Origin of the sequence: Actinomadura coerulea (genome assembly GCF_014208105.1) — a bacterium.
GTDB classification, from domain to species: Bacteria; Actinomycetota; Actinomycetes; order Streptosporangiales; family Streptosporangiaceae; genus Spirillospora; species Spirillospora coerulea.
Map to the genome: position 1 here is coordinate 2,370,049 of NZ_JACHMQ010000001.1, position 25,940 is coordinate 2,395,988.

23 protein-coding genes, 1 pseudogene and 1 riboswitch are annotated in these 25,940 nt (G+C 74.2%); of the genes and pseudogenes, 8 read left to right on the forward strand and 16 right to left on the reverse strand.

Going from position 1 to position 25,940, the window contains the following annotated elements:
• The first annotated feature begins 7 nt into the window (after positions 1–7).
• A complete protein-coding gene (locus tag BKA00_RS10995) occupies positions 8–847 on the forward strand; it encodes an isocitrate lyase/PEP mutase family protein (RefSeq protein ID WP_420829676.1) in 840 nt (279 codons plus the stop codon).
• Here BKA00_RS10995 and BKA00_RS11000 read toward each other — a convergent pair.
• Genes BKA00_RS11000 through BKA00_RS11010 form a run of 3 tightly spaced genes read right to left on the reverse strand, consistent with a single transcriptional unit; the run spans position 834 to position 3,572 of the window.
• Entirely contained in the window at positions 834–2,270 is a 1,437-nt protein-coding gene (locus tag BKA00_RS11000) for an NAD(P)/FAD-dependent oxidoreductase (RefSeq protein ID WP_185024809.1), read from the reverse strand. The genes BKA00_RS10995 and BKA00_RS11000 overlap by 14 nt on opposite strands.
• Before the next feature lie 50 nt (positions 2,271–2,320).
• The gene (locus tag BKA00_RS11005) at positions 2,321–2,908 is read right to left on the reverse strand and encodes a GNAT family N-acetyltransferase (RefSeq protein ID WP_185024810.1); all 588 of its coding nucleotides are present in this window, start codon (positions 2,906–2,908) and stop codon (positions 2,321–2,323) included.
• A complete protein-coding gene (locus BKA00_RS11010; protein WP_185024811.1) occupies positions 2,901–3,572 on the reverse strand; it encodes a carboxymuconolactone decarboxylase family protein in 672 nt (223 codons plus the stop codon). The genes BKA00_RS11005 and BKA00_RS11010 overlap by 8 nt, the downstream gene beginning before the upstream one ends.
• 161 nt (positions 3,573–3,733) lie before the next feature.
• Between BKA00_RS11010 and BKA00_RS11015 the strand changes: the two genes are divergently transcribed.
• On the forward strand, positions 3,734–4,798 hold the full coding sequence (locus BKA00_RS11015) for a GNAT family N-acetyltransferase (protein ID WP_185024812.1): 1,065 nt from the start codon (positions 3,734–3,736) through the stop codon (positions 4,796–4,798).
• On the forward strand, positions 4,782–5,582 hold the full coding sequence (locus tag BKA00_RS11020) for a class I SAM-dependent methyltransferase (protein WP_185024813.1): 801 nt from the start codon (positions 4,782–4,784) through the stop codon (positions 5,580–5,582). The genes BKA00_RS11015 and BKA00_RS11020 overlap by 17 nt, the downstream gene beginning before the upstream one ends.
• A gap of 3 nt (positions 5,583–5,585) precedes the next feature.
• On the opposite strand, the gene BKA00_RS11025 is transcribed toward BKA00_RS11020, so the two are convergent.
• The 8 genes and pseudogenes from BKA00_RS11025 to gap all read right to left on the reverse strand — a co-directional run bounded on the left by BKA00_RS11025 (position 5,586) and on the right by gap (position 13,378).
• A complete protein-coding gene (locus tag BKA00_RS11025) occupies positions 5,586–6,857 on the reverse strand; it encodes a serine hydroxymethyltransferase (RefSeq protein ID WP_185024814.1) in 1,272 nt (423 codons plus the stop codon).
• A 53-nt stretch (positions 6,858–6,910) separates the two neighbouring features.
• Positions 6,911–6,997: riboswitch (ZMP/ZTP riboswitch) on the reverse strand.
• 209 nt (positions 6,998–7,206) lie between these two features.
• Positions 7,207–8,100 (reverse strand): annotated as a pseudogene (locus BKA00_RS40790) (MFS transporter); the annotation flags it as partial.
• A 137-nt stretch (positions 8,101–8,237) separates the two neighbouring features.
• Entirely contained in the window at positions 8,238–9,173 is a 936-nt protein-coding gene (bla, locus tag BKA00_RS11035; protein WP_185024816.1) for a class A beta-lactamase, read from the reverse strand.
• 289 nt (positions 9,174–9,462) lie between these two features.
• The gene (locus BKA00_RS11040; protein ID WP_185024817.1) at positions 9,463–9,834 is read right to left on the reverse strand and encodes an RNA polymerase-binding protein RbpA; all 372 of its coding nucleotides are present in this window, start codon (positions 9,832–9,834) and stop codon (positions 9,463–9,465) included.
• Between the two features lie 82 nt (positions 9,835–9,916).
• Positions 9,917–10,159 carry a preprotein translocase subunit SecG gene (gene secG, locus BKA00_RS11045; RefSeq protein WP_089313386.1) on the reverse strand — a complete coding sequence of 81 codons (243 nt, stop codon included), beginning with the start codon at positions 10,157–10,159 and terminating at the stop codon, positions 9,917–9,919.
• Positions 10,160–10,298: 139 nt separating this feature from the next.
• Positions 10,299–11,108 carry a triose-phosphate isomerase gene (tpiA, locus tag BKA00_RS11050; protein ID WP_185024818.1) on the reverse strand — a complete coding sequence of 270 codons (810 nt, stop codon included), beginning with the start codon at positions 11,106–11,108 and terminating at the stop codon, positions 10,299–10,301.
• Between the two features lie 2 nt (positions 11,109–11,110).
• Positions 11,111–12,298, reverse strand: coding sequence for a phosphoglycerate kinase (locus BKA00_RS11055; RefSeq protein WP_185024819.1), 1,188 nt, complete (start codon positions 12,296–12,298; stop codon positions 11,111–11,113).
• Between the two features lie 75 nt (positions 12,299–12,373).
• Complete coding sequence (gene gap / locus BKA00_RS11060) at positions 12,374–13,378, reverse strand: type I glyceraldehyde-3-phosphate dehydrogenase (RefSeq protein ID WP_185024820.1); 1,005 nt, start codon at positions 13,376–13,378, stop codon at positions 12,374–12,376.
• A gap of 209 nt (positions 13,379–13,587) precedes the next feature.
• On the opposite strand from gap, the gene BKA00_RS11065 reads away from it, so the two are divergent.
• The 4 genes from BKA00_RS11065 to BKA00_RS40375 all read left to right on the forward strand — a co-directional run bounded on the left by BKA00_RS11065 (position 13,588) and on the right by BKA00_RS40375 (position 18,798).
• Complete coding sequence (locus BKA00_RS11065) at positions 13,588–14,340, forward strand: hypothetical protein (RefSeq protein WP_185024821.1); 753 nt, start codon at positions 13,588–13,590, stop codon at positions 14,338–14,340.
• Positions 14,337–15,647 carry a hypothetical protein gene (locus BKA00_RS11070; RefSeq protein ID WP_185024822.1) on the forward strand — a complete coding sequence of 437 codons (1,311 nt, stop codon included), beginning with the start codon at positions 14,337–14,339 and terminating at the stop codon, positions 15,645–15,647. Before BKA00_RS11065 ends, BKA00_RS11070 begins: the two co-directional genes overlap by 4 nt.
• The gene (locus BKA00_RS11075; RefSeq protein ID WP_185024823.1) at positions 15,637–16,869 is read left to right on the forward strand and encodes a hypothetical protein; all 1,233 of its coding nucleotides are present in this window, start codon (positions 15,637–15,639) and stop codon (positions 16,867–16,869) included. Before BKA00_RS11070 ends, BKA00_RS11075 begins: the two co-directional genes overlap by 11 nt.
• Before the next feature lie 78 nt (positions 16,870–16,947).
• Entirely contained in the window at positions 16,948–18,798 is a 1,851-nt protein-coding gene (locus BKA00_RS40375; RefSeq protein ID WP_185024824.1) for a heparinase II/III domain-containing protein, read from the forward strand.
• A 239-nt stretch (positions 18,799–19,037) separates the two neighbouring features.
• On the opposite strand, the gene whiA is transcribed toward BKA00_RS40375, so the two are convergent.
• From whiA to uvrC, 4 genes are all read right to left on the reverse strand, one after another.
• The gene (gene whiA / locus BKA00_RS11085; RefSeq protein ID WP_179835305.1) at positions 19,038–20,018 is read right to left on the reverse strand and encodes a DNA-binding protein WhiA; all 981 of its coding nucleotides are present in this window, start codon (positions 20,016–20,018) and stop codon (positions 19,038–19,040) included.
• A gap of 61 nt (positions 20,019–20,079) precedes the next feature.
• Positions 20,080–21,048: a gluconeogenesis factor YvcK family protein gene (locus BKA00_RS11090; RefSeq protein ID WP_185024825.1), complete on the reverse strand. Its 969-nt coding sequence runs from the start codon at positions 21,046–21,048 to the stop codon at positions 20,080–20,082.
• A gap of 52 nt (positions 21,049–21,100) precedes the next feature.
• Entirely contained in the window at positions 21,101–21,979 is an 879-nt protein-coding gene (gene rapZ / locus BKA00_RS11095) for an RNase adapter RapZ (RefSeq protein ID WP_185024826.1), read from the reverse strand.
• Positions 21,976–23,985, reverse strand: coding sequence for an excinuclease ABC subunit UvrC (gene uvrC, locus BKA00_RS11100; RefSeq protein ID WP_185024827.1), 2,010 nt, complete (start codon positions 23,983–23,985; stop codon positions 21,976–21,978). The genes rapZ and uvrC overlap by 4 nt, the downstream gene beginning before the upstream one ends.
• Positions 23,986–24,155: 170 nt before the next feature.
• On the opposite strand from uvrC, the gene BKA00_RS11105 reads away from it, so the two are divergent.
• Positions 24,156–25,325 carry a mechanosensitive ion channel family protein gene (locus tag BKA00_RS11105; RefSeq protein WP_230299148.1) on the forward strand — a complete coding sequence of 390 codons (1,170 nt, stop codon included), beginning with the start codon at positions 24,156–24,158 and terminating at the stop codon, positions 25,323–25,325.
• A 150-nt stretch (positions 25,326–25,475) separates the two neighbouring features.
• Here the strand turns inward: BKA00_RS11105 and BKA00_RS11110 are convergent, their stop codons facing one another.
• Positions 25,476–25,916 (reverse strand): Rieske (2Fe-2S) protein, encoded by a 441-nt coding sequence (locus BKA00_RS11110; RefSeq protein ID WP_230299149.1) that lies wholly within the window; start codon positions 25,914–25,916, stop codon positions 25,476–25,478.
• Positions 25,917–25,940: the final 24 nt, after the last annotated feature.

The window sequence follows — 25,940 nt, forward strand, 5'->3', positions numbered from 1 at the left end:
TGGCGGCATGGGATTCGGGGACATGGAGTTCGGGGGATTGGAACTCGGGGGCACGGGGCTCGGGGACGCGGAGAAGGCGAGCCGCTTCCGGCGGCTCCACCACGGCGACCGTCCGCTGGTACTGCCGAACGCGTGGGACTTCGCGAGCGGCGCGGCGCTGGCCGAGGCCGGGTTCCCGGCGATCGGCACGACGAGCCTCGGCGTCGCCGCGGCGGCCGGAAAGGCCGACGGGGCCGGCGGCACGCGCGCGGAGACGGTCGCGCTCGCCCGGACGCTGGCGCGGCTGCCCGTCCCGGTGACCGTCGACGTCGAGGGCGGGTTCTCCGACCGGCCCGGCGACGTGGCCGCGCTCGCCGCCGAGCTCGCCTCGTACGGGATCGCCGGGCTCAATCTGGAGGACGGCCGCGCCGACGGCACCCTCGCGCCCGCCCGCCACCAGGCGGCCGTCATCGCGGCCGTCAAGGAGGCCGCACCGGAGGTTTTCCTCAACGCCCGCACCGACACGTTCTGGCTGGGCGCGCCGGACCTGGAGGAGACGCTGCGGAGGGCGCGGGCGTACGCGCGGGCGGGAGCGGACGGGATCTTCGTCCCCGGAATCGCCGCCGACGCCGACATCCGGGCGGTTCTGGAGGTCACCGGCCTGCCGCTGAACGTGCTCCACCTGCCGGGCGGGACCGACTACCCGCGGCTCGCCCGGCTCGGCGTGCACCGGGTGAGCACCGGGTCGCTGCCGTTCCGCGCGGCGCTGCGCGCGGCGGTCGCCGCGGCCCTCGACGTGACCGGGGAGGGCGACGCCCCTCGCGTGCCGTCGTACGGGGACGTCCAGCGACTCGTCAGTGACCGGTGATCCGGTCGGCGAGGCGGGCCAGGCCCGAGGTCCGCGCGGACGGTGCGGACGACTCGCGGGCGTCGGCGGCGCGGTAGAGGGCGTACATCGCGTGGACGCCGAGCCAGCGCAGGGGTTCGGGCTCCCAGCGGCGGACGCGGCGGTCCACCCACGGCAGCGCCGTCAGGCCGGTGTCGCGGCCGAGGACGAGGTCGCGGAGGGTTCGGCCGGCGAGATTCGCGGTGGCGACGCCGTGGCCGGTGTAGCCGCCGGCGTGGCCGAGGCCGGTCGCGCGGTCGAGGACGACCGTCGCGCACCAGTCGCGGGGGACGCCGAGGACGCCCGACCAGGCGTGCTCCACCGCCCCCTCCTCGGCGACGGCGGGCAGCATCCCGGTGAGCATCGTCCAGAGCGCGTCGACGGTGGACGGCTCGGTCCGCCCGCCGTCGTCGACGCGCGACCCGTACCGGTAGGGGCGGCCCCGGCCGCCGAAGGCGATGCGGTCGTCGGCGGTCCGCTGGGCGTACATGTAGTAGTGCGCCATGTCGCCGAGGAGCTCGCGGCGCTCCCATCCGATCGCCTTCCAGGCGCGGGCGGGCAGCGGCGTCGTGACGATCATGGAGCTGTTCATCGGAAGCCAGTCGCGGCGGTGGCCGGGCAGCGCGGCGGTGAAGCCTTCGGTGGCCCGCAGCACGTACTCGGCGGTGACGGTCCCGAACGGGGTGACGGCGGCGGCCGGCCCGCCCGCCCGGCGCGGGTCGATCCGCACGACCGGCGTCCGCTCGTAGATCCGCACGCCGAGCCGCCGGACCGCCGCGGCGAGGCCCCGGACGAGCGCGGCGGGCTGCACGCGCGCGGCGTGCGGGCTCCACGCGGCGCCGGTCGCGCCCTCGACGCGCAGCCGCTCGTCGCGTTCGGCGGCGGGCAGCGGGACGAGGTCGTCGTCGCTCCAGCCCCACTCGCGCGCCTCGTCGACCATGGCGGCGAGGCGGGCGCGCTGGGCGGCGTTCCGGGCCACGTGCAGGACGCCGCCCTTGACCAGGCCGGCGTCGATGTCCTCAGCGCCCGCGACGCGCACGACCTCGTCCACCGCCCGGAACATGGCGTGCTGCAGCGCGATCGCGGCGGGGCGCCCGTGCCGGGCGGCGTAGCGCTCCCGGGATCCCGCGATCTCCCCGAGCACCCAGCCGCCGTTGCGCCCGGACGCGCCGAACCCCGCGAACTCGCGCTCCAGCACCACGACCCGCAGGTCGGGGCGGGCGCGCTTGAGGTAGTAGGCGGTCCAGAGCCCGGTGTAGCCGGCGCCGACGACGCACACGTCGGCGGTGCGCGGGCCCGGGAGGCGGGGGCCGGGGGCGGGGCGCCCGGCCGCCCGGTACCAGTGGGAGACGCCGCCGTTGGCGAAGCCGGGAGCCAGGGGCGCCCGGCCCGGGGAGGAGCTCATGCGCTCATCCTGCTGCATTCCGCAGCAAAATCAACAGGCAGCAACGGATTCTAGGGTACGACGTCGGGAACTCGACGGGATCCGATCCAGCGGGAGCGTTCGGCCGCGTAGTATGCGGCGCCGTCGGGCCCGGCGGGGCCCTCCCGCCACCGGCGCATGCCGAGCTGGAGAGCGATCTGCGACGACGCCGGGTTGGCCGTGTCGATCTCGGCGGTGATCCGGTGCACGCCGACCACCCCGAACGCGTAGTCGAGGACGGCGCGGGACGCCTCGGCGGCCAGGCCCCGCCCCCAGTGGTCGGGCTCCAGGCTGTAGAGGATCTCGACGTCCACGCCGTGGCCGAGCGGCCCCTCGTGGTGGCTGAGCCCGGCCACGCCCGCCAGCGGACCGCCGGGCGCCGCCGCGCCGCCGCCGGGTGACGCGGGGACGGGGCGCAGGGCCCACAGCCCGTAGCCCTCGGTGGCGAAGTCCCGCTCGCTCGCCTCGATGATCTCGCTGACCTGCACGGGCGTGACCACTCGGTCGTCGAACAGGTGGCGGCGGACGAGGGGGCCCGTCCAGTGCGTCAGCAGGGCCCCGTGGTCGCGCATCGACACCGGGTGCAGGTCGAGCCGGACCGTGCGCAGCACCTCACTCATACCCGTCCCCCGCGGCGGGCCACTCGGGCGCGGCCTCCCCGTCGGGGACGCCGACGCGGAACACGCGCAACTGCAGCGCGAGCGCCTGGTAGTAGCCGACGAGCGCGACCAGCTCGACGAGGGCCGTGCGGCCGAGCGTGGCCACCGCCTCGGTGTACACGGCGTCGGCGAGGTCGCCCTCGGCCGCGAGCTGGCGCGCCGCCTCGTACACGACGCGCTCGCGGACGTCGGCGAGCATCGGCGCGCGGCCCTCGCGCAGCGCGTCCGTCTCCTCGTCGGCCAGGCCCTGCCGGCGCCCGATCCGCTCGTGGGCGTACCACTCGAAGTCGGAGCGCAGGTGCGCGGCCACGACGAGGGTCGCGATCTCCCGCTCGCGCTTGGTGAACCCGGTGCGGAAGCGCAGCGCGGCGCCGAGGTCCTGCAGCGGCAGCCCGACGGAAGGGCTGTAGAGCATCGCGTTGAACGGGCCCTGCAGGCGCCCGATGTCGTCGGCCAGGGAGAAGGGGGGATTGCTGTCGCCGGCACGGGGCCCGCCCGTCACCGCCTCGTAGACGGCTCGCTGCTCTTCGCTGAGCGAACCGGGGAGGAGCAGCGGGAGCCTCGTCGGGGACGGGCCGCGCCGCGGTCGGTCGTTGACACGCTCACCGGTCACGGGGTCGATCACTCACCGCACGCTAGGCGCTCGAGGCGGGCGGCTCAACCCCCGTCCGGAATGTGAAACCCCTGGCACACGATGACGTAGCGGCCGCGTAACACGCGTCGGCGAACCTTGTCGGCGACCGCACCGGACACGAACGGGGCCCCCGCCCCCGGAGGGAACGTGACATGCCGCTGCTGCGCATCCGCACCGAGATCGAGGACCGTCCCGGCCGCCTCGCCTCCCTCACGGCCGAACTCGCCCGGCGCGGCGCCAACATCCTCGGGCTGTCGGTCCAGCTCGACGCCGACGGGGTGGTCGACGAGTTCATCGTCGACGTCCCGCGCGGCGGCCCGGACGCCCGCGCCCTCGCCGAGGCGCTGGGCGCGGCGGGCGGCACCCGGACCGCCGTCCTCCCCGCGCGCCCCCACGACCTGGTGGACGAGCCGACCCGCGCCCTCGCCCTGGCGGCCCGGCTCCGGGCCGAGCCGGACGCGGTGCCCGAGATCCTCGCGGAGCTGCTGCGCGCCGACGAGGCCCGCTGGGACGCTCCCGGCGGCGAGGACCCCGGCCCCCGCGACCTCCTCGTCCCGGTGCGGGGGCGCTCGGTGCGGCTCCGGCGCGCCGGGCTGCCGTTCACCGCGACGGAGGCGGCGCGGGCGGACGCGCTGGTGCGGGCCGCGCTCCCGGCGGTTGCGCGCCCGTCGGCGTCCAGGCGGATCGCTCTGCGCGACGGCACGCAGGTGGTCGTCCGGCCGGTCGAGCCCCGCGACGGCGACGCCGTGCGGGCCCTTCACGAGCGCTGCTCGCTGGAAAGCCGCCGGATGCGCTATTTCAGCCCCAAGCCGTATCCGCCGCGCCGGTCGTTCGAGGGGTTCTGCGACCCCTCGCGGGGCCTGACGCTGGTCGCCGAGGGCCCGGACGGGTCGCTGCTGGCGCTCGCGCACCTGGTCCTCGTCCGCGACCCGGGAGCCGCGGAGGTCGCGTTCCTGGTCGAGGACGCCTGGCAGGGCCGCGGGCTCGGCCGCGCCCTCGCCGGGCTGCTGCTCGCGCTGGCCAGGGACCGCGGCCTGGTGGAGGTGCGCGCGACCGCGCTGAGCGAGAACGCCCGGATGCGCCGGCTGCTGACCTCCCTCGGCGGGCGGACGCGGCGCACCGGGGACGCCGCCATCGTGGAGGTCAGGCTGCGGCTGGACGGCCGTCCCGCCGGGCCGGGCGCGCTGGCAGGATGGGCGGGTGAGCGGCGTATATGACGACCCCTGGGCCTACGAGCTGGCGTGCTCGTTCCGCGACGTGCCGGCCGAGGTGGACGTGCTGCTCGGCTGGTGCGCCGAGCGGGGCCTCGCCCCCGGCACGGCGCTGGAGCTGGCCGCCGGGCCCGCCGAGCACGCCCGCGAGCTCGCCCGCCGCGGGCTGGCTGCCACGGCGCTCGACCTGAACCCGCGCATGTGCGCCTACGCGGCGCGTGAGGCCGAACGCGCCGGCGTCGAACTGGAGGTCGTCGAGGGCGACATGACGCGGTTCGCGCTGGGCCGCCGCTTCGACCTCGTCGCGACCATGCTGGACTCCACGTCCCACCTCATGACGCTGGACGCGTTCGTCGCGCACCTGCGGTGCGCCGCCGCGCACCTGTCCCCCGGCGGCCTCTACGTCGTCGAGATGTCGCACCCCCGGGACCGGCTGGGCGACGACCCGAGCGTCAGCACCGGCTGGACCGTCGAACGGGACGGCGTCCGGGCGAGCGTGCGCTGGGGCGAGCCGTCCGACCGGCTGGACCCCGTCACCCAGATCGCTGACGACCGCGTCACGATGACCATCACCGGGGAGGGCGCGGAGCCGCGTGTCCTCCGCGACGTCGTGCCCTACCGGTTCTGGAGCGCCACCGAGCTCGACGCCGCGGTCCGCCTCGCGGGCGGGCTGGAGGCGGTCGCGCAGTACGGCGACTTCGGGGCCGGCGAGGAGGCGGTGCCCCTCGCCGACCCCGCGGCCTGGCGCATGATCACGCTGCTGCGCCCGCGCCCGGCGGCACGGCCCTGAGGGTCAGGGCGCGGACCGCCAGCCGGGCATCGGGAAGGACGCGAGCAGGTCGCGGACCTGCCCGGCGACCCGGTCCAGGACCGCCTCGTCCTGCTTGGCGGTGGCCTGCACGACCTCGTCGATCCATTCGGCGAGCCGCGGCATGTGCTCCTCGCCGATCCCCCGGGTGGTGATCGCGGCGGTGCCGAGCCGCAGCCCGGACGGGTCGAAGGGCTTGCGCGGGTCGAACGGGACGGCGTTGTAGTTCAGCTCGATGCCGGCGCGGTCGAGGGCCTGCGCGGCGGGCTTGCCCGCGACGCCCTTGCCGGTCAGGTCGATGAGGATGAGGTGGTTGTCGGTCCCGCCGGAGATCAGGTCGTAGCCGCGGTCCAGCAGCGCGGCGGCCAGCACCTTGGCGTTCGCGACGACCTGCCGCGCGTACCCGGCGAAGTCCGGCCGCGCCGCCTCCTTCAGCGCGACGGCGATCGCGGCCGTCGTGTGGTTGTGCGGCCCGCCCTGCAGGCCCGGGAAGACGGCCTTGTCGACCGCCTTCGCGTGCTCGGCCGTCGACAGGATCATCGCGCCGCGGGGGCCGCGCAGCGTCTTGTGGGTGGTGGTGGTGACGACGTCGGCGTGCCCGATCGGGGACGGGTGCGCGCCGCCGGCGACCAGGCCCGCGATGTGCGCGATGTCGGCGGCCAGGATCGCGCCGGTCTCCCGGGCGATCTCGGCGAACGCCGGGAAGTCGATCGTCCGCGGGACCGCGGTGCCGCCGCACCAGATCAGCTTCGGCCGCTCCTTGAGGGCCAGGTCGCGCACCTGGTCCATGTCGACCCGGCCGGTGTCGGCGCGCACGTCGTAGCGGACGGGCCGGAACCACTTGCCGGTGGCCGACACCGACCAGCCGTGCGTCAGGTGGCCGCCCATGGGCAGCGACAGGCCCATGACCGGGTCGCCGGGCTCCAGGAACGCCATGTAGACGGCGAGGTTGGCGGGCGAGCCCGAGTAGGGCTGGACGTTGGCGTGCTCGGCGCCGAACACGCCCTTCGCCCGCTCGATGGCGAGCAGCTCGATGGGGTCGACGTTCTGCTGGCCCTCGTAGTAGCGCCTGCCCGCGTAGCCCTCGGAGTACTTGTTGGTCAGGACCGTTCCGGCGGCCTCCAGCACCGCCTCCGAGACGTAGTTCTCCGAGGCGATCAGGCGGATCTTCTCATACTGGCGGCGGGCCTCGGCCTCCACCAGCGCGGCGATCTCGGGGTCCTGGCCCTGCAGATGGGGTACGGCCGGTTCGTGCATCGTGAGCCTCCGCGCTGCTCGCGCCGGGGCTTCGGGCGCCCCGGCGAAGGGGACCCGTACACCCAGGCGCGCGGTGTGCGGACTACTTTCGCTCCCCGGTGGTCGTCTCCACCTTGACTGCGCCAGTCGCGTGGGCGCCATCATACCGGGCCGGCCCCGCCGCAGGGCCCGCCATGCCGCCCGCCGCGGTGCACGCCGCCGCGACGAGCGCGCAGGCGCCGACCCCGGTCAGGGCCCACGCCGCGCCCGCCGGGCCGAGGTCGAAGAGACGGCCGATGACCAGGTCGCCCGCGAAGGAGAACATGCCCGCGCAGAACGCCATGACGCCGTAGTACGACCCGAAGCGCTCCGGCGGGGCGCGCCGGGCGGTGCGCTGGAAGACCGACGGCTGGACGAGGCCGTTGGCGACCCCGTTGAGGACGGCCGCGATCATCAGCGGGCCGGGCCGCGTGCCGTCCAGCGCCGCGAGCAGGAAGAACCCCGCCGCGGCGCACAGCAGGCCGGTCCGCAGCACCCACGGCCGCTCGCCGCGGCGCCGGACGGCGACGAAGGGCTGGACCGCCGCCGCGACCATGGCCAGGAGGGAGAAGCACAGCGTCGCCACCGCGGGCTTGAAGCCGAGGAGGGGCACCGCCGTCATGATGTGGTTGGCGAGCAGCGTCGTGGGCGCGGTCAGCAGCGCGAAGTACAGGAACGCCCGGTCGCCGAGCACCGCCCGCACGCCCGCGACGACGTCGCGCGGACGCGCCGGCGCACCCTTCCCGCGGGATCGGGGCACGAGCAGGAACAGGACGCCGGCGACCACCCAGAGGGCGGCGGCCGCCGCCGTCAGGAGCGCGAACCCGGAACCCGTGCCCAGCAGGAGGAGCCCCATCGGCGGTCCCGCGACCGTCGCCAGGTGCTGGGCGGCGACGTAGGCGGCGAAGCCGCCGGACCGGCTCCCGGGGCCGACGGACGCGAGCAGGCTGTGGCCCGCGGGGTTGTAGAGCGCGCCGCCGACCGCGAGCGCGACGGCCGCGCAGAGCAGCGCGCCCACGCTCTCGGCGGACCCGAGCATCACGAACCCCAGCGCGCGCACGGCGCAGGAGATCATTCCGGTCCGGCGCGCGCCGAGCAGGTCGGTGAGCGTGCCGACCGGCAGGAGCAGCGCGAACTGCAGGCCCACCCGGACGCCGAGGACCAGCCCGACCGTGCCGGCCAGCAGCCCGAGGTCGTGGCGGAGGTGGGCGACGAGGTGCGCCATCACCGCGAAGAAGCCGAGGCTGGCGGCGAGCTGGGTCGCCACGACCGCCACGACCACCCGGCGGTCGGACGCGCCCGCGGCGGGGACGGGCGGCGGGCCGGGCGGCGCGGGGGCGGTCGTCGGAGCGGAGACGGCGGTCACAGCCCTGCCCGGGACAGGTGGGAGACGACCAGCGCCGCGGCCTCCGCGATCAGGGCGTTCTTCGGCGGGGTGCCGTATCCCGGACGGTCGGACATGACGGCCAGCATCACCGGGGCGCCCCGGGGAGGCCGCACGACGGCGATGTCGTTGGCCCGGCCGTAGTCGCCGGTCCCGGTCTTGCTCGCCGCCTTCCACCCCTGGGGCAGCCCCGCCCTGACGCGTTTCGCCCCGACGGCGGTGGCGCCGCGTTCGAGCCAGCCGCGGAGCAGAGCGCGCTTGGCGGGCTCCAGCGCGTCCCCGAGGACGATCGCGCGGTAGTCGGCGGCGATCGCCCGGGGACTCGTGGTGTCCCGGGGGTCGTCCGGGCGCACCCTGTTCAGCTCGGGCTCGTAGTCGTCCATGCGGCCGACGGTGTCGCCGAGCCCCCGCAGGTAGGCGGTCAGCCCCGCCGGTCCGCCGGCGTCGCGCATCAGCAGGTTGCCCGCCGTGCCGTCGCTGAAGCGGACGGCGGCGTCGCACAGCTCCCGGATGGTCATCCCGGTGGCGACGCGGTCCTCGGTGATCGGTGAGATGGAGTTCACGTCGGCCCGGGTGTAGGTGACGCGCTCGTCCAGGTGGCCGAGCGGGTTCCGGTGCAGGATCGCCGCCGCGGCGAGCGTCTTGAACGTGGAGCAGAACGCGAAGCGCTCGTCGGCGCGGTAGGCCACCTCGGCTCCGGTCCCGGTCGCCAGCGCGTACACCCCGAGGCGGGCTCCGTGCCGGCGTTCGAGCGCCGCGAACCGCGACAGGTCGGCGGGCGCGGCCGGGCGCAGGGCGGGCGTGGGCGCCGCCGCGGACGTCGGGCGCTCCCTCTCTCCGCATCCCGCCAGCGGCAGCAGGGCCCCGGCGGCCAGCAGCGTCCGCCGGGAAGTCCCGGACTGCTCGAACGGCATGCGGAGGCACCTGCTTTCCGGGGCGGAGGGCGGACGCCGCCCAGCAGATCAGAGCCGCGCTCGTGACGTCCAATATGGGTATCGCTCGCACCGCCATACGCGGGCGCATATCAAAGCTGGTCAGGGAGGGTCCGATCGGGCGCCCTCCCGGGGGCGGCGATTCCGCCGGTGCCCGCGTGTCGCATGCGTCGTCCCGACGACGGGCGGGGCGCAGGGGCCTACGGGCGGGAAAAGGCGTGTGGCCCGGCCCCTCCTCGGGGCCGGGCCACACGGTGCGGCTTGGGAGGCGTCAGCGGGCCGCGGCCTCCATGGCCCGCTTGACGGCGGCGCGCTTCTGCCGGAGCTTGGCGAGCGCCTCCTCCAGGATGGCCTCGCCGTCCTCGTCGCTGCGCCGCTCCTTCACGTACGCGAGGTGGGTCTTGTACGGCTCCGTCTTCGGCGGTGCCGGGGGGTTCTCGGAGTCCTGGCCGGCGGGGAACCCGCAGCGCGGGCAGTCCCACGTCTCGGGGACCGCGACGTCCGTCGCGAAGCTGGGGCGGGTCTCGTGCCGGTTGGCGCAGTAGAAGGTCACCCAGACGCGGGGGGCGGCGTCGCCGCGCTCCGCCTCACCCATCGGACCGGCCCCGACACGGCTGCCCCGAATCGCGTTGCCACTACCCACGGAATACTCCTCGCTTGGTGTGCCGCCGCCGCCCGTGACCTTCGAGGACGGCGCGGCGCTCGCATGTGTTGGACGGGCAGGCTCAGCCGACGCCCTTGTGCTTGAACAGCAGCCCGAGCACGACGATCGAGGCGAACCAGACCACCCCGACGCCGATGGTCAGCCGGTCGAGGTTGCGCTCGACCACCGACGACCCCCCGAGGGACGACGAGACGCCCCCGCCGAACATGTCGGACAGGCCGCCGCCCTTGCCCTTGTGCATCAGGACGAGGACCACCATCAGCAGGCTCGTGACGATGAGCACGATGGACGTTGCGATGATCACGTTTCTTCAGCGCCTTGTCTGTAGTTCAGGACGGAGGTCGAGCCGGACCGGGCGTTTACCCGTCAGCTACGAAGGGTACGACGAAGTCCCCGCTGGTTCGGCAAGAACCCCCGGTTCACGCGGAATTGATCAGATGTGATCAGCCCGGCAGGTCCCGGTAACGGCAGATCTTGACGAACTCTCCCGGGTCCAGGCTGGCACCTCCGACCAAGGCGCCGTCCACGTCGGCCTGCGCCATGATCCCGGCGACGTTGCCGCCCTTCACCGAACCGCCGTACAGGATACGCGCCTCGTCGGCCACACCGCCGTCGTACAGCTCGGCGAGCCGCGTGCGGATGGCCCCGCAGACCTCCTGCGCGTCCTGCGGCGTGGCGGTCTCACCGGTGCCGATCGCCCAGACCGGCTCGTAGGCGATCACCGTGCGCCGCACCTGCTCGGCGGTGATCTTCTCCAGCCCGCCGTCGACCTGCGCGAGCACGTGCGGGACGTGCCCGCCGGCCTTGCGGACCTCCAGCCCCTCGCCCACGCACAGGATCGGGGTGAGGTCGGCGGCGAGGGCGGCCCTGGCCTTGGCGTTGACGACCGCGTCGTCCTCGGCGTGGTACTGGCGGCGCTCGGAGTGCCCGACGACGGCGTAGGTGCAGCCGAGCTTGGCCAGCATCGCCGCGGAGATCTCGCCGGTGTAGGCGCCGGACCCGTACTGGGAGACGTCCTGCGCTCCGTACTGGATCCCGTACTTGTCGGCCTCGATCAGGGTCTGCACCGAGCGGAGCGCGGTGAACGGCGGGATCACCGCGACGTCGACGGCGTCGTAGTCGGCGTCCTTGAGCGCGAACGCCATCTTCTGGACGAGCGCGATCGCCTCGAGGTGGTTGTTGTTCATCTTCCAGTTGCCGGCCATGAGCGGCTTGCGGCCGCTCCGGGCGCCGGAAGGGGTCGCGCGGGCCATCGTCAGTCCTCCAGGGCTTGCAGGCCGGGCAGCGTCTTGCCCTCGAGGTACTCGAGGCTCGCGCCGCCGCCGGTAGAGATGTGGGAGAAGGCCGCCTCGTCGAAGCCGAGCAGCCGGACCGCGGCGGCCGAGTCGCCGCCGCCGACCACGGTGAACGCGCCGGAGTCGATGAGGCCCTGCGCGACGGCGCGGGTGCCGTGCGAGTAGGGCTCCATCTCGAACACGCCCATCGGGCCGTTCCAGAAGACCGTCCGGGCGTCGGCGAGGCGCGCGGCGAACAGCTTGCCGGACTCGGGCCCGATGTCCAGGCCGAGCCGGTCGGCCGGGATCGCGTCGGCGGGCACGACGCCGTGGTCGGCGTCCGCGGCGAACGCGGTCGCCGCGACGATGTCGACCGGCAGCACGAACTCGACGCCGGTCTCCTCGGCGCGGCGCAGGTACTCGCGGACGGTGCCGAGCTGGTCCTCCTCGAGCAGGCTCTCGCCGACCTCGTGGCCCTGCGCCTTGAGGAAGGTGAACACCATGCCGCCGCCGATCAGGATGCGGTCGGCCTTGCCGAGCAGGTTGTCGATGACGCCGAGCTTGTCGGACACCTTGGATCCGCCGAGCGCGACCGCGTAGGGGCGCTCGACGTCCTCGGTGAGCTTCCTGAGCACCTCGACCTCGGTGGCGATCAGCCCGCCCGCGGCGTGCGGGAGCCGCTTCGGCACGTCGAAGACGGACGCGTGCCTGCGGTGCACCGCGCCGAACCCGTCCCCGACGTAGAGCTCGGCGAGGGCGGCCAGCCGGTCGGCGAAGGCGCCGCGCTCGGCGTCGTCCTTGCTGGTCTCGCCCGGCTCGAAGCGCAGGTTCTCCAGCAGCGCGACGCCACCGTCGGCGAGGCCGCCGGCCGCGGCGCGGGCGGAGTCGCCCACGACGTCCGCCGCGGACGCCACCTCCGCGCCCAGCAGCTCGCCCAGGCGGAGGGCGACCGGCGCGAGCGAGAGCTCGGGCTTGACCTGCCCCTTGGGGCGGCCGAGGTGGGCGCAGACGATGACCTTGGCGCCCCGGGCCCGCAGCGCCTCGATCGTCGGCAGGCTGGCCCGGATCCGCCCGTCATCGGTGATCCGGCCGTCTTGCAGCGGAACGTTCAGGTCCGCCCGCAGCAGGACGCGCCGTCCGGCGACGTCGAGATCGTCAATGGTGCGCATCGGGATGCGGTGTCCTTCCGTACACGGCCGCGCCGTGGCCGCGCGTCGCGCGGCCACGGCGGTGACGGGCTTCGGTTACAGCTGCGAGCCGACGAGCTTGACGAGGTCGACGAGGCGGTTGGAGTAGCCCCACTCGTTGTCGTACCAGCCGACGACCTTCACCTGGTCGCCGATGACCTTGGTCAGCCCGGAGTCGAAGATGCAGGACGACGGGTCGGTGACGATGTCGCTGGAGACGATCGGGTCCTCGGTGTAGGTGAGGTAGCCCTTCAGCGGGCCGTCGGCCGCGGCCCGGAACGCCTCGTTGACCTCCTCGACCGTCACGTCACGGGACAGCTCGACGGTGAGGTCGGTGGCCGACCCCGTCGGCACCGGGACGCGCAGGGCGTAGCCGTCAAGCCGGCCCTTCAGCTCGGGCAGCACCAGGCCGATCGCCTTGGCGGCGCCGGTGGAGGTGGGGACCACGTTCAGCGCGGCGGCGCGGGCGCGGCGCAGGTCCTTGTGCGGCGCGTCCTGCAGGTTCTGGTCCTGCGTGTAGGCGTGGATCGTCGTCATCAGGCCCTTCTCGATGACGAAGTTGTCGTGCAGCACCTTGGCCAGCGGGGCCAGGCAGTTGGTGGTGCAGGACGCGTTGGAGATCACCGTGTGGTTCGCCGGGTCGTACTTGTCCTCGTTGACGCCGAGGACGACGGTGAGGTCCTCGTTCTTGGCCGGCGCGGAGATGATGACCTTCTTGGCGCCGTTGTCGGCGTGCACCCGGGCCTTGTTCGCGTCGGTGAAGAAGCCCGTCGACTCGACGACGATGTCGGCGCCGACCTCGCTCCACTTGAGGTTCGCGGGGTCGCGCTCCTCGAAGGCCCTGATGGCCTTGCCGCCCACGACGATCTCGTTCTCGGTGGCGCGCACGTCCTCGGGGAAGCGGCCGAGGATGCTGTCGTACTTGAGCAACTGGGCGAGCGTCGCGTTGTCGGTCAGGTCGTTGACCGCCACGACCTCGATGTCGGCCCCGGACGCCTTCACCGCGCGGTAGAAGTTGCGGCCGATCCGGCCGAACCCGTTGATGCCTACTCGGATGGTCACGGAACCGCTCTCCTCGTACGTCGTATCGCCCGGTGGCAGCCGGGCTCACCTACGGTCGATCCGGGGTTCACCCCCACCTCAGACCCTATCCAATGACTTGCGAGTAGCCGGACACCGGTTTCGTGGGATTCACGGGTGAGCCCGTCTCCCCCGGTCGGGGGAGACGCCCCCTGTCACGACATAGCACGATCATCACTACACTCCGGGCCATGTGGCGTACGTGGTCGGTGCTGTTGGCGGGGCTCGTGGGGGCCGTGCTTCTCGGCGCCCCGGCCGGGGCCGCGCCCGTGACGGAGCGGGCCGAGCCGGCGGGCCGCGCCGACGCCGTCGCCGCCGCGCTCCGCCGCGACCCCGTGTACGTCACCGACCACGCGCCCCGCGCGCTGCCCCCGGACGCCGCCGCGCGGATCAGGGCGTCCGTCGCCCGGCTCGGCGTCCCCGTGTACGTGGTGGTGACGCCGGTTTCCGGCCTCGGCCCGGAGAACCCGTCCGAGTCCTTCGCGGCGCTGCTGCGCGACCGGCTGGGCAAGGACGGCGTCTACATCGTCGTCCCCCCGTCCGGGGGCGGCGGTGAGATCCGCCAGTTCGGCGGCGTCCGCGGCCTCCCGCTCGACGACGCCTGGTCGGCCGCGGGATCCGAGACCGCCTACGACGCCGGCGCTCCGGAGATGATCGCGCGCTTCGTGGACATCGCCCTGTCGGGGCGCGCAAGGGAGCGCCGCGACCACCCGCGCCCGAAACCGGAGTCGAAGGTCCGCAAGGCCCTGGACGCCGACGACGCGGCCGACCGGCGGGCGGGCCGCATCGAGTGGGGCGTCTTCGCCGCCGGCACCGCGCTGAGCGGCGGCTCGATCCTCGGCCTGCTGGTCGGACGCCGCGTCCGGTCGGCGAGAAAGGCGGCGGCGCCGAGAAGGCCGCCGCGCAAGAGCACCAAGAAGAGCACCAGGAAGGCGCGCGGATGAGGCGGCTCTCCACATTGCCGCGGTTCTCGGCGGTGCTCGCCGTGCTCGCGCTCGCGGTGCTCCCCGGCGCCGCCGCGGCCGACGAGCCGCCCCCGCACGCCTACCACCGGCTCGACCGGGTGGGCGCCGCCCTGGCCAAGGATCCGCTGTTCGTCGACCCGGACGTGGCGCAGGCGCTCGGCGCGCCCGACCGCGCCCGCCTCCGCGCGGCCCTCACCGCGGCGGCGAAACGGCTCGGCACGCCGGCGTACGTCGTGGTGATCCCGAACCCGAGCCAGTCGGAGTCGCAGGGCCGCGACGACGCGTTCCTGTTCATGCTGCACGAACGCTCGCGCCGCGACGGCCTCTACGTGATGGCCGACGGGCACGGGAACCTGGAGTCCGAGGCGTTCAACGTCCCGCGCCGGGGCCGGTCCCCGTGGGACGAACTGGACGAGGAGGACGCGCCGGGCGCCGCGAGGCCCGCCGACTCCGAGCGCCCGTTCGACGGGCTCGCCGACCGGATCGTCCGGCGGCTCGACGGCTACGCTGCGGCGCCCTCGGCGTCCCCCACCATGCCCCGGCTGTACTCCAGCCCGGACCCGTTCGGGCAGGAGACCACGCTGACGCCCGCCGAACCCGAGATCAAGGCGCCCCTGCTGACCGGGCTCCTGCTCGCCGGGCCCGCGGCGGCCGCGGTCCTCTACTGGCTGGGCCTCGGCGTGCTGGCGCTGCGCCGGGGCAGGACGTCGCGCTCCCCCGAGCCGCGGCAGGCCAGGGTGTACGCCCGGGCGCGCACGAGGCCGAGCATGCGCTGGCTGCGCCGGCACGCGGCCAAGGAACTGGAGGCGCTGCGCCGCCTGCTCGCCGCGGCCGGCGGCGAGCGGGGACGCGACTACGCCGTCTCCGCCTACGACGCCGCGCAGATCCTCTACGACGACGCCAAGGACGACGAGAGCAAGGCGATCGACCTCGTCGGCGCCATCGTGCTGGCCCGCCAGGGGCAGATCGCCCTGGTCCGGGACGTCGCGTCACCGCCGGCCCCGTGCCTGGTGAACCCGCTGCACGGCAACTCGGTCGTGCGCAAGCGCGTCCGGAAGCTGGAGAAGGAGCACGGCGGCGCCCTGCCGAGGCAGTGCCCGCTCTGCGTGACCTGCCGGGACCTCGACGGCAGGCACGCACTCGACGAGCGGCGCCTCCTGCGGATCCCCGGTCCGGACGGCCACCGCCCGCACACCCTCGTCGCGGGCGTATGGCGCGAGACGGCGTGGGGCGCCCACGGCAAGACCTTCCTCCCCCGTGTGATGAGGTACCTCGGTGTTGACTGAACCGTCCCCCGGCGAGCGGCTGGCCGCCGCCCTGCGCCGCTCCCCGATCCACGTCGACCCGTCCCTGGCGTCCGCGCTGCCCGCGGCGGCCCGCCGCGAGCTCATCGCCAAGTTCCGCCGGGCCCCCGCGCCCGTGTTCGTCGTGCTGGTCCCCATCGTCAAGGGCGGCACGTGGACGGACGACGAACAGCTCGCGACCGTCGTGCACGACCGCCTCGGCCGCGACGGGATCTTCATCACCTTCGACGACGACTCCCAGGACCTGAGGGCGCGCGAGTGGGGAGGCGACCACCAAGCCGACCGCGCCGCCTGGGCGGTCGCCCTGGACCGCGCCATGGACGACGCGCCGCTCGCCGCCCGGCTGTCCCGCGTCGCCGACCTGATCGTCGCCGGGACCGGCCAGCAGGAGTACGACCGGGTCTCCGCCGAGATCGACAAGCGCTACAAGGCCCGGCACGGCACCGCGCCGGGCGAGCGCGGCGCGGACGGGAGCGGAGGGGACGGGGGCGGAGGGGACGGGGGCGGGCTCGCGCTGCCCCTCGGCGCGGGCGCGGCGGCCGCGGCCGGGGTCGCCGGGCTCCTGCTGTGGCGGCGGCGCCGGATGGCCTCCGTCCGCCGCGAGGGCGAAGGGCTGCTGATGCCCCGCACGGTGTTCGCCACGGCGCACCGCGCCACCGAGGACCAGCTCCGCGAGCAGGCGTCCCGCGAGGTCATCGCGTTCGGGGAGCTGCTGGACGACAGCACCGTCCCGACCTCCGGCGAGCGGACCCGCGCCCTGATGGCCCGCGCCCTGGACGCCTACCAGGCCGCGGGGAAGACCCTCGACGCGGCGCGGGGCGTCCCGGACCTGGCCGGCGTCCTGGTGCTGCTCGACCAGGGCCGCGACGCCCTGGCCTCCGCGCAGGCGGTCGCGAAGGGCGGGTCCGAGATCCCGCCCGTCCCGCTGTGCTTCTTCAACCCGCTCCACGGCGACGCGACCGGCGAACTCGACTGGCGGCCCGTCGGCTCCCGCAGGCGGCTGAGCGTCCGGACCTGCCGGACGTGCGCCCGCGCGGCCCGCGACAAGCGGGCCCCCGAGGTCCTCACCGACCGCCGCGACGGCCGGGAGGTCCCTTACTACGAGGTCGATCCGTCCAGCAGCGTGTGGGCCGAGACCGGCTACGGACAGCTCCGCGACGACCTCATCGAGCGCGTGCTGCGCGGCGACAACACCCCCCGCTGACCACGAGCCCCCGATTGTTTGCCGTCCCTTCACCGGTGGCGGTCCGGCGGCAGGGCACCTCACGTGTGTGGTGGGACTGTGGCCCTTCGATCTTGGAGAGGCGCCCGCGGCGCGGCGTGCGCCGCGCTCCTGCTGTCGCTGCCGTGCGGCTGCCACGGCGCCGCCCCGCCCGCCGCGCCCGTGACGGCCCGCGCCGCGGCGCGGGCGGTCTGCCTCGGCTACAACGGCCTGGACAAGCTGAACCCGGCGGCGCAGGTGCGCGCGGGCCGGTTCGCCACCCCGAAGTCCGCTCCCACCCGCGTCGCCGACGGGACGGACGTGGACTGGAGCCGGGACCCCTACGGCGACCGGTCGTGGCAGCTGTGGTTCCACTCCCTCGAATGGCTCGGCGGCCTCGTCAGGGAGTACGAGCGGACGGGAGACCGGGCCGCGCTGCGGACCGCCGCGGGCGTCACCCGGGACTGGCTCGCCGACAACGCCCGACCCGGGCGGTTCTCCGGGCACCGGCGCGAGGCGATCGGCCAGGCCGCCAAGTTCCGCCTCGCCACCCTCGTCTGCCTCCGCAGGCACCTGACCGGGCGGTGGCTGGACGAGGCCATCGCCGCTCACGCGCAGTGGCTGGCCCGCCCCGAGCACTACTCGGGGCCCTGGAACCACGGAACCGACGAGTCGATGACGCTCATGACGGCGGGCTGCGGCATCGGCCGGGCGGACCTCGCCGGGCTCGGCCACCGGCGCCTGCTCGACGCGGTCCTCGCCCCGTCCGGCGGCGCGCGGCCGGCCATCGACGACGAGGGTGCCGGGAACGAGCAGTCCGCGCACTACGCCGTCTACACCCGGAACCGGTGGCGGCTCGCCTTCCGGGTGATGCGCGAGTGCGGCCGTCCCGTCCCCGCCGAACTCGTCCGCCGGCACCGGTTGATGGACGAGTTCATCGCCTTCCAGACCACGCCCGGCGGAGACCTGCTCCAGATAGGTGAGTCGGACGCGTCCAGAGCCTCCGCGATCGATTCACTCGGAACGGGCCCGCTCAGATATGTGGCGACGCAGGGCGCGCAGGGCGTCCCACCGAAGGAGAGGGCCCGCGTCTACCGCGCCGGGTACGTGGTGGGCAGATCCGGCTGGGGGCGGGAGGGCCGCTCGTTCGCCGAGGAGACGGCCTACACGGCGCGCTTCGGCCCGGGCCGGTACGCGCACGGGCAGAACGACCACATGGCGCTCACCTTCCATGCGCTCGGCCGCGACATCCTCGTTCCGAGCGGCCACATCGGCTACAGCGACCCGGCCTGGCGGAGGTGGCTGGCCGCGCCGGAGGCGCACAACGCGCTCGTGGTGCGGGGCGCGCCGTTCCGCGAGAGCGCGGCGACGGCGCTGGTCGCGCACGAGTTCCGGCGCGGCGCCGACACGTTCCGGTTCTCCGACACCGCCTTCGCCGGAACGACCCGCTCCCGCTCGGTGCTCGCGGCGTCCGACCCCGACGCCGTCGCCGTGCTGGACGAGGTGCGCTCCGCCACGCCCCGTTCCGTCGAGCAGCTCTGGCACCTGCCCGCCGCGTTCACCGCCGTCCCGGCCGGGACCGGCGCCGTCGCCACCGCAGGCTCCCTCCGCGTCCACTTCATCCGGTTACCGCTCCCCGGTACGGCACGCGCGCCCGCCAGGGTCACCAGGGGCGCCCTCGACCCGCCGCAGGGCTGGATCGTCCCCTCCGCCGGCAAGCGGCTCCCCGCCCCGGTGGTGAAGATCCCCGCCCATGGAAGGACCCGGCACCTTCGCATACTGACCCTGATCGCCCCCGTCCGCGGTGAGGGATCCCCGAGAATTCGAACCCGCGCACTCCCGGACGGAACACTCCACGTGGAGGCGACCTTCTCCGCCCACAACCTGACCTTCGAGGCCACCCCCGACGGCACCCTCCACCGCCTCCCCTGACCAGCATCCACGTTCAGCGCACTCGGACGTGCCACGCCCGGACATTCTTGGAGTCGACCTGAGCGAGGCCGCGGGTCGGGCGGCCGGAAGGCGCTCCAAGCGCCTGGAGGCCGCCCGACCCGCCGAGCCGGGCGACCGCAGCGACACGTCACGAAACCGCACGGGCACAACACACCCGCACCGTGGCGTGAGGATCGCCCGGCTCGCAACGGGGTTCCAGGGGGTCGGCCCCCTGGGAATCACTGCGCGAGCATGTCGGCGGTGAGGTTGGCCTCGGTGCCGGGGATGCCCTGGTCGCCGGCCCGCTTGTCGGCCATGGCGAGGAGGCGGCGGATGCGGCCGGCGATGGCGTCCTTGGTGAGGGGCGGGTCGGCGAGCTGGCCGAGCTCCTCCAGGGAGGCCTGCTTGTGCTCCAGGCGGAGGCGGCCGGCGTTGACGAGGTGCTCGGGGGCGTCGTCGCCGAGGATCTCCAGGGCGCGGGCGACGCGGGCGCCGGCGGCGACGGCGGCGCGGGCGGAGCGGCGCAGGTTGGCGTCGTCGAAGTTGGCGAGGCGGTTGGCGGTGGCGCGGACCTCGCGGCGCATCCGGCGCTCCTCCCAGGCGAGGACGCTGTCGTGGGCGCCGAGCCGGGTGAGCAGGGCGCTGATCGCGTCGCCGTCGCGGACGACGACGCGGTCGACGCCGCGGACCTCGCGGGCCTTGGCGTGGATCTTCAGGCGGCGGGCGGCGCCGACGAGGGCGAGGGCGGCCTCGGGGCCGGGGCAGGTCACCTCCAGCGACATGGAGCGGCCGGGTTCGGTGAGGGAGCCGTGCGCGAGGAACGCCCCGCGCCAGGCCGACTCGGCGTCGCAGGCGGCGCCGGCGACCACGTGCCGGGGCAGGCCGCGGACGGGCCGGCCGTTGTTGTCGATGAGGCCGGTCTGCCGGGCGAGCGACTCGCCGTCCCGGAAGACGCGCACGACGTAGCGGTTGCCCTTGCGCAGGCCGCTCGGCGCGAGCACGACGACCTCGGAGGTGTGCCCGAACACCTCCGAGATGTCCTTGATCAGCCGTCGCGCCGCCACACCGGTGTCGATCTCGGCCTCGATCACGATGCGGCCGCTGACCAGGTGCAGGCCGCCCGCGAACCGCAGCAGCGTCGAGACCTCGGCCTTGCGGCAGCACGGCTTCAGCACCGTGAGCCTGCTCAGCTCGTCCTTGACCACACCGGTCATCGCCATCTGATGAACCCTCCCCCTATCGGACTTCCAGCAGTCTGGCCGATCCCGGCCGCGCCGGTCGTCACTCGGTGAATATCTGTACGAAGGCTTGGGCCAGACGGGCGGGTTCATGACGCGGCGATCCGTCGTCGGCGGCGACGTCGGCGAGCACGAGGCGTCCGCCGAGGTCCTTGACCGCCTTGTCGAGGGCGTCCGGGTCGTCCACCACGGCGCGGTCGGCGAGGACGACGTCCACGCGCAGGTCGGGCGCGTGCGCCTGCAGCACCTCCAAATGGGTCTGCGGCGAGAAGTCGTCGGTCTCGCCGGGCTGCTGCGCGAGGTTCAGCGCGACGACGCGGCGGGCGCGGGAGGTGGTGAGGGCGCGGGCCAGCGCGGGCACCTTCAGGTGCGGCAGGACGCTGGTGAACCACGAGCCGGGGCCGAACACGATCCAGTCGGCGTCCTCGACGGCGGCGAGCGTCTCCGGGCAGGCGGGCGGGTCGGCCGGCACCAGCGACACGCCGAGCACGCTGCCGGGCGTCCTGGCGCACGCCACCTGGCCCTTGACCTGGGTGACCTCGTCGGGCCTGGCGGGGTCGGCGCCGCGCACCTCGGCGACGATGTCCATGGGGACGGCCGCCATCGGCAGCACGCGGCCGTGGGCGCCGAGCAGCCGGCCGACCCAGTCGAGCCCGGCGACCGTGGAGCCGGGCGAGGCGTCGTCGCCGCCGAGCAGCTCCCACAGCGCGACGATGAGCAGGTTGCCGACGGCGTGGCCCTGCAGGTCGCCCTCGTTGCGGAAGCGGTGCTGGACGACGTCCCGCCAGGTCTGGCCCCACTCGTCGTCGCCGCAGAGGGCGGCGAGCGCCATCCGCAGGTCGCCGGGCGGCAGGACGCCGAGCTCGCGGCGCAGCCGGCCGCTGGAACCGCCGTCGTCGGCGACGGTGACGATCGCGGTCAGCCGGTCGGTGACGCGGCGCAGCGCCGACAACGACGCGTAGAGGCCGTGGCCCCCGCCGAGCGCGACGACCTTCGGGCCGAGGGGCTTCACCGTGCCGTTTCTCTCCTCGTCCGGGACTCCCGCCGGGTCCCGGCGCGGTCCGTCATTCGCGGCCGAGGTCACGATGGGCGACCTGCACCTCGATGCCCTCGTCCCGCAGCCGGGCGGCGATCTGTTCCGCCATGGCAACACTACGGTGTTTTCCACCGGTACATCCCACGGCAAGCGTCACGTAGTGCTTGCCCTCACGTTCATACCCGTCGGCGAGGAGCCGCAGCACCTCGGAGTAGGCCTCCAGGAACTCCTTCGCGCCGTGCTGCCCGAGGACGTAGTCGCGGACGGCGGCGTCGCGGCCCGTCTTCGGCCGCAGCTCGGGCACCCAGTGCGGGTTCGGCAGGAACCGGCAGTCGACGACGAGGTCGGCGTCGACCGGCAGGCCGTACTTGTAGCCGAACGACACGACGGTGGCCCGCAGGCTGGACTCGCCGCTGTCCGTGCCGAAGAAACCGATGATCTTGTTGCGCAGCTCGTGCACGTTGAGGCCGCTGGTGTCGATCACCAGGTCCGCCTCGGCGCGGACCTCGCGGACCAGGTCGCGCTCGCGGGCGATGCCGTCCACCAGGCGGCCGTCGCCCTGCAGCGGGTGGGGGCGGCGGACGCTCTCGAACCGGCGCACGAGGTCGGCGTCGCCGGCCTCCAGGAACACCACGCGCGGGTGGACGCCGCGGGCCTCCAGCTCGGCGATCGAGGAGTGCAGGTCGTCGGTGAACGCGCGGCTGCGGACGTCCACGACGACGGCGATGCGCGGCACCGCGTCCTTCACCCGGCCGCCGAGGTCGGCCATCGTGGCCAGCAGCCCGGGCGGCAGGTTGTCGACCACGAACCAGTCGAGGTCCTCGAGCGACTTGGCCGCGGTGCTGCGCCCCGCCCCGGACATTCCGGTGACGATCACGATGTCCGGGATCTTGGTCTCGCTGGTCATGCGCTTCTCCCCCTGTGCTCCCCGTCGTCCCCGCCGGGACCCTCGTCCCCGCGGGGACCTTCGCCCCCGCCGCCCGCCGGCGGCGCGGCGCCGCCGTGCAGCGCCGCCACGATGCTCTCGGCGCTGCGCATGCCGATCCCCGGGACCTCGGCGACCTGCGCGGGCGTCGCGTCCTTCAGCCGCTTCAGCGAACCGAAGTGCTTCAGCAGCGCCGCGCGGCGCGCCGGGCCCAGGCCAGGAACGTTATCGAGTTCGCTGACCGTCATGGACCGGGAACGCCGCTGCCGGTGGAAGGTGATGGCGAACCGGTGCGCCTCGTCGCGGACCCGCTGGACGAGGAACATGCCCTCGCTGTTGCGCGGCAGGATGACCGGGTCGCCCTCGCCGGGGAGCCAGAGCTCCTCCAGCCGCTTGGCGATCCCGCACACCGCGATGTCGTCGACGCCGAGCTCGTCGAGGGCGCGCTGCGCCGCCGCGACCTGCGGTGGGCCGCCGTCGACGAGGACCAGGTTGGGCGGGTAGGCGAACTTGCGCGGCCTTCCGGTCTCGGGGTCGATCGGCTGGTGCGCGCCCTCCTCCGGGTCGCCGAGGGAGTCGAGCTCGCCGGTCCTCTCGCTCTCGGCCAGGTAGCGCCTGAACCGGCGGGTGATGACCTCGTGGATGGAGCGGACGTCGTCCTGCCCCTCCACGCCCTTGATCGTGAACCGGCGGTACTCGCTCTTGCGGGCCAGGCCGTCCTCGAAGACGACCATGGACGCGACCACCTCGGTGCCCTGGAGGTTGGACACGTCGTAGCACTCGATGCGCAGGGGCGCGTCGTCGAGCTCCAGGGCCTCCTGGAGCTCCTGGAGCGCGCGGCTGCGGGTGGTGAGGTCGGACGCGCGGCGCGTCTTGTGCTGCTTGAGCGCCTCGTGGGCGTTGCGCGCGACCGTCTCCAGAAGGGTCCGCTTGTCGCCGCGCTGGGGGACGCGCAGCCGGACGGGGGCGCCGCGCTGCTCCGACAGCAGCTCGGTCATGGCCTCCTCCTCCGGCGGCAGGGCCGGGACGAAGACCTCGCGGGGCACCGACTCGCTCTCGCCGTAGATCTGGATGAGGAAGTGCTCGACCAGGTCGGCGGTGGTGACGTCCTCGACCTTGTCGACGACCCAGCCGCGCTGCCCGCGGATGCGGCCGCCGCGCACGTAGAACACCTGGACGGCGGCCTCCAGCTCGTCCTCGGCGAAGGCGATCATGTCGCAGTCGGTGCGGTCGGGCAGCACGACCGCCTGCTTCTCCAGGGCGCGCTCCAGGGCCCGGATGTCGTCGCGGATCCGGGCGGCGCGCTCGTACTCCTGGGACGCGGCGGCCTCGCGCATGTCGCGTTCGAGGCGTTTGGTGAACCGGGTCGTGTCGCCCGCCATGAAGTCGCAGAAGTCCTCGGCGAGCAGGCGGTGCTCCTCGGGCGAGACGCGGCCGACGCACGGCGCCGAGCACTTGCCGATGTAGCCGAGCAGGCAGGGCCGGTCGAGCTGGTGCTGCCGTTTGAACACGCCGGCGCTGCACGTCCGGACGGGGAACACGCGCAGCAGCTGGTCGACCGTCTCCCGGATCGCCCACGCGTGGGAGTACGGCCCGAAGTAGCGCACGCCCTTGCGTTTGGCGCCCCGCATCACCATCACCCTCGGGAAGTCCTCGTTCAGGGTGACGGCGAGGTAGGGATAGGACTTGTCGTCGCGGTAGCGGACGTTGAACCTGGGGTCGAACTCCTTGATCCAGGAGTACTCCAGCTGGAGGGCCTCGACCTCGGTGCCGACGACCGTCCAGTCGACGCGCGCGGCGGTCTGCACCATCGTCTGGGTGCGGGGGTGCAGGGCGGAGAAGTCGGCGAAGTAGGAGTTCAGCCGCGAGCGCAGGTTCTTGGCCTTGCCCACGTAGATGACCCGGCCGTGCTCGTCGCGGAACCGGTACACCCCCGGGGATTCCGGGATGGAGCCGGGTGCGGGTCGGTAGGTCGCCGGATCTGCCACGCTCGAAAGCCTAATGGGCGGCACCGACACGCCGTGCCCCCGCGCGGCCGTCGCCGCCGCCGCACCGGAGGGGTGACGTAGATCTCTCCCTCCCGCCCGGATGTTCGCAAACCATGCGGAAAGGGAGGGTCAAAAGGTTCCACGGATCCGGAAGGGGGGTCGTTGCGCACGTGTCCGCGCTCTGGGCTTGGATCATCCTGGCCGCCGTCGTCGGCACGTCCGTGATCGTCGTGGAGGGGGGCCGCCGGCTCGTCGCGGGCCGGATGTCGCACCGCTGGCCCGGCGCCGGCCGGGTCGCCCGGCGCTGCACGGCGCCCGCGTTCGCGTTCGCGGTGGTGGTGAGCTCCAGCACCGCGATGCCGTACCAGTTCATCGGCGGGCACGCCGAGGACGCGGTCCGGCACGCGATGCGGATCGCGGCGATCGGCGCCTCCACGTGGCTGGTGCTGCGGATCGGGTACGCGCTGAGCGACCCGCCGCTGGCGCGGCTGATGCGGATCGAGGGCGAGCGCAACCGGCGGGCCAGGCGGGCCCGCACGCAGATGATGCTGCTGCGCCGCATCGCCGCCGTCATCATCGTGGTGCTCGCCGTCGGCGCGGCGCTGTTCACCTTCCCCGCCGTGCGGGCGGTCGGGGCCGGGGTGCTGGCCTCGGCGGGCGTCGCCGGCCTGGTGGTCGGCATCGCGGCGCGGCCCACCCTCGGCAACCTGCTGGCCGGGCTCCAGCTGGCGTTCAGCGACGCGCTGCGCCTGGACGACGTCGTCGTCACGCAGGGCATCTGGGGCAGGGTCGAGGAGCTGACGCTGTCCTACGTCGTCCTGCAGCTCTGGGACGACCGCCGCATGATCTTCCCGGTGTCGCACTTCACCGAGCAGCCGTTCGAGAACTGGACCCGGCACTCCAGCCGGCTGCTCGGCTCGGTCGAGCTGCACGTGGACTGGACGGTCCCGGTCGAGGACCTGCGCGCCGAGCTGTACTCGGCGCTGAAGGACAACCCGCTGTGGGACCGGCGGGAGTGGATGCTGCAGGTGGTGGACGTGCTGCCGAGCGGCCTCGTCACGGTGCGCGCGCTGATGAGCGCCGCCGACTCGGCGAGCACCTGGGACCTGCGCTGCGACGTGCGCGAGCACCTGGTCTCCTACATCCGCGACAAGCACCCGGAGGCCCTCCCCCGGCTGCGCGTCGGCCCCGAACCGGTCGTGGACGGCGCCGGGGCGGGGGTGGACGACCCGGCACCGGCCACCGAGGACGAGGTGGCGGAGGGGCGGCACGCCGACGGCGCGCGGGCCGTCCCCCGCGAGGACGGCCCGGCGCGCGCGAAGTCGCTCAGGCGAGCATGATCTTCCCGTCCTGGACGGTGACCTTCTTCTCCGCCTGCGTCTCGGACCTGTGTGGCATTCTCGCTCCTCCGGTGACCTCTGTCGGTTCCGGTCCGTCACCGGAGAGCACGGATGCGCGAGCGGATCGGTCCAAACGGAACCGACCGGCGATCAGGTGACGACGATGCCGCCGCCCTCGACCCGCACGGGGTACTCCTTGAGCGGCGCCTTGGCCGGACCGCGCTCCACCGAGCCGTCAGTGATCTTGAACTCGCTGCCGTGGCAGTGGCACTTGATCAGCCCGTTCGAGACCCCGCCGACCGTGCAGCCCTGGTGGGTGCACACGGCCGTGAACGCCTTGTAGGCGCCCTGGCTGGGCTGGGTCACCACGACCTTCTGGTCGCCGTAGATCTTTCCGCCGCCGACCGGGATGTCGGCGGCCTTCGCGATCTGCTTGCCCCTGAGGTCCTCGGCAGGCTTGCTCCCGCCTCCGGACGCGCACCCCGCGAGGGCGGCGGCGCCGAGCGCCCCCGCCCCGCACAGCACCGCGCGCCGGCCGACTCCCCCGCTCCCGGCGGCCTCGGCGGCCCCGGGCATCACTTCGTCTCCCATGGCTCCATCTTGGTGGACGGCCTC